This window comes from Rhizorhapis sp. SPR117 (assembly GCF_021742065.1).
This window is the reverse complement of sequence record NZ_JAKKIE010000159.1, coordinates 1-2,229: the sequence shown is the minus strand read 5'-3', so window position 1 is coordinate 2,229 and position 2,229 is coordinate 1. Positions and strand designations below refer to the sequence as shown.

The following is a 2,229-nucleotide window of genomic DNA, read 5'->3' as shown; positions in this document are numbered from 1 at the left end:
GCCGACGAGATCCTCGCCGCCGTCAAACGCTTCTGCCAGAAAACAATGAAGCGAACTTCGGATTCAGGTGACTAGCTTCACGACAGGGTGGTGGGCATAGTCATTCCTTCAAGTTCGGGTCAGCGATTGACGAAGCGGCCGTGAGAGGCGGGATATCGCTCGCCTTGCACTTCAATGGCTGCGAGCGCTTGGTTGATGCTGGCGAGATCGCTGCCAGTTAACTCAACAGATGCGCCGCCCAGATTCTCCTCCAGCCGGTGAAGCTTGGTGGTCCCGGGGATCGGAACGATCCATGGCTTCTGGGCTAGGAGCCAAGCCAGCGCGATCTGCGCGGGCGTTGCCTGCTTCTCTGCGGCTATCCTCCCGACAAGATCAACGAGCGTCTGATTCGCCTTCAGCGCGTCGGGGGTGAAGCGGGGCACGATTTGTCGGAAATCGCCCGCGCCAAAGGTCGCAGTGGCGTCGATCTTTCCAGTCAGGAAGCCCATCCCGAGCGGACCGAATGGCACGAAACCGATTCCCAGCTCTTCCAGAAGCGGCAAAGTCTCTGCCTCCGGCTCACGCCACCACATTGAGTACTCGCTCTGTAGTGCAGAAACCGGCTGGACTGAATGGGCGCGGCGGATTGAGTCCGCGCCTGCTTCAGAAAGGCCAAAGTGGGCGACCTTCCCCGCCTCGATCAGCTCCTTCACCGTTCCCGCGACTTCCTCTATCGGCACGTCAGGGTCGACGCGGTGCTGATAGAAAAGGTCGATCCTGTCCGTGCGGAGCCGTTGAAGGGCCTCGTCGGCGACTTGGCGGATACGTTCAGGCCGACTGTCGAGACCATCCGCTGGCACGCCGTTCTTGAAGCCGAACTTCGTGGCGATCACGACTTGGCCGCGGAACGGCTCCAAAGCCTCGCCGACGACCTCTTCGTTGTGGCCAGGGCCATAGGCTTCAGCCGTATCGAAGAAGGTGACCCCGCGCTCGACCGCTGCGCGAATGAGCGCAATGGCGTCCCGACTTTCTGTAGCGGGTCCATACCCGTAACTCAGCCCCATGCAGCCCAAACCGAGTGCGGATACTTGGAGGCCGCTGAGGCCTAATGAGCGTTGATCCATCGGCATTGTCCTGATCATCATTTGGCGGGGAGTGTCACATATCGAATGATACGCGCTGCTCTCCTGCTTGGAAAGCTCATAGAATCAGCGATCAGCCACCCTGTCTAGGCCGACCCGCGCACAGGTCTCCTAGAGACTGCCGAACTTGGCCTTCCACCGATAATAGGTCGAAGCTCGACTACAACACTGTCGGGTAGCGGCAGTATCCGGGTCTTGAAGAACTTGGTCTGCCGGATGGTTATCGTACCGTCCTGCAGGTCAACGTCACCAAGATCGAGACGGGCAAGCTCGCCGCGCCGCAAGCCCGCGCAATAAGCCAGCAACAGCATGGTGTATATGCTCAGCGGGCGAAGCGGTGCCCGTGGCGACGGGTAGGTGCGGGCGACGTCGAGCATTCGTCGCACGTCGGCAGGCGAGTAGATATGGGGCTTTCGCCATTGCTTGGCGGCCTCGTTCCTCGGTCTCGGGTCCGGTCGCCGCACAGGCATTGACGGGTCGCGGTGACGAAGGATTTTCGCAAAGACGCGCTTGAGTTTTTCGCATTCCTCCGCGCGGTGATGCGTGACATTCGTTGCCGCCCATCGATCGATCATGGCGCTCAGCGGTTCGGCTTCCTGTCCGGGATGCAACTGCAGGAACCGGTCGAACCGCATGAGCAACAGGGGCTGCGATGTGTATTTGTATCCTCTGCGCCGCACCATCGTGACATGCTCGGCCATCATTTCGCCCAGAACGCTGCCGAACGGCCTGGGCTGGCGCAGTTCGGCAAGAGCCTGTTCCGGATCCCGCGACGCCAATGCCCGCCAGATCGGCATGCACTGCTTGATATTGCACTCATCGCGCAGAGCGACGACGGGATTGCGTTCGATCGCGCCGATTTCCACCAGGCGTTCGAGGAACCGGTCAATGATGCGGGTGCGGTGCAAGAGCGTGGACGCCGCTCGGCGAACGGCTGATTCTCGTAGCCAGGCCAGCAGCACCTCCTGATCGAGTGCCTCGTAACGTCCGGCGACATCCTGGAAGCCATGCAAGACCTGCCGATAACAGGTTCGGCTTTTCATGCTGCGCAGATCAAGGCTCGCGACATAGCGGTCAATGATCACGCGTTCGGGATCGGGCCAGCGGG

Annotated in this window: 2 protein-coding genes; both read right to left on the bottom strand. The window is 60.8% G+C overall.

Annotated features, from left to right (window positions below; genetic code table 11):
* Positions 1–119: 119 nt before the first annotated feature.
* Positions 120–1,103: an aldo/keto reductase gene (locus tag L3X40_RS21620; RefSeq protein ID WP_237367393.1), complete on the bottom strand. Its 984-nt coding sequence runs from the start codon at positions 1,101–1,103 to the stop codon at positions 120–122.
* 104 nt (positions 1,104–1,207) lie between these two features.
* Positions 1,208–2,229: tyrosine-type recombinase/integrase (locus L3X40_RS21615; protein ID WP_237367392.1), on the bottom strand; the 1,022-nt coding region annotated here is incomplete at its 5' end.

Bases quoted from the DNA above. Each gene is read 5' to 3' on its own strand.
- L3X40_RS21620 (WP_237367393.1), bottom strand. From the start codon at position 1,103: ATGGATCAACGCTCATTAGGCCTCAGCGGCCTCCAAGTATCCGCACTC.